The sequence below is a fragment of the Ectobacillus ponti genome, assembly GCF_024294785.1.
Classification (GTDB): Bacteria; Bacillota; Bacilli; order Bacillales; family Bacillaceae_G; genus Ectobacillus; species Ectobacillus ponti.
The window spans coordinates 1-538 of record NZ_JANCLT010000106.1; the positions used below are offsets into that span (position 1 = coordinate 1).

Below are 538 nucleotides of genomic sequence, written 5' to 3' on the forward strand. Positions count from 1 at the left end.
CGCCACCAGCACGGCCGGCCCGATCACCCACCCCAGCTGCGCTATCGCCCACGCCAGCGACAGCACGCCGGAGCCGATCACCGCCGTTATGATGTGCGCGCTCGCCGTCACCAGCGTCCCTGTGCGCTTCTCGCGGCCGTCGTCGTCGAGGTCGGGGCGGTCGGCGTAGCCGGACTCGGCGAGGTTGAAGGCGGCGGTGGTGGTGGTGGCGCTGATGGCCGGTGGCGCGGCGGCGCAGCCGCCGTCGTCGACAAGCGGGTGCACGCAGACGCTGCTGAGCATGTCGCCGTGCCTCAACTACCTGACCGGGAACGAGACGGCGCCGTCGGCGTCGTGCTGCGGCAAGCTGGGCGAGGTGGTGAAGTCGCAGCCGGAGTGCCTGTGCGTCGCGCTCAACGCCGACACGGCGGCGCTCGGCCTCAGCATCAACCGCACCCGCGCGCTCGGCCTCCCCGACGCCTGCAAGGTCCAGACGCCGCCGGTCAGCAACTGCAAGAGTGGCGCTGCTGCTCCTCCTGCGGGACAGACGCCGACGACT

General features: G+C 72.1%; 2 protein-coding genes. One reads left to right on the forward strand and one right to left on the reverse strand.

The genetic code is table 11. From position 1 onward, the window contains the following. A partial coding sequence (locus NK662_RS24780) for an SLC5/6 family protein (RefSeq protein ID WP_254761378.1) occupies positions 1-282 on the reverse strand: 282 nt, incomplete at its 3' end. Between NK662_RS24780 and NK662_RS24785 the strand changes: the two genes are divergently transcribed. Then, positions 215-538: alpha-amylase inhibitor/seed storage/lipid transfer family protein (locus NK662_RS24785; protein WP_254761379.1), on the forward strand; the 324-nt coding region annotated here is incomplete at its 3' end. The genes NK662_RS24780 and NK662_RS24785 overlap by 68 nt on opposite strands.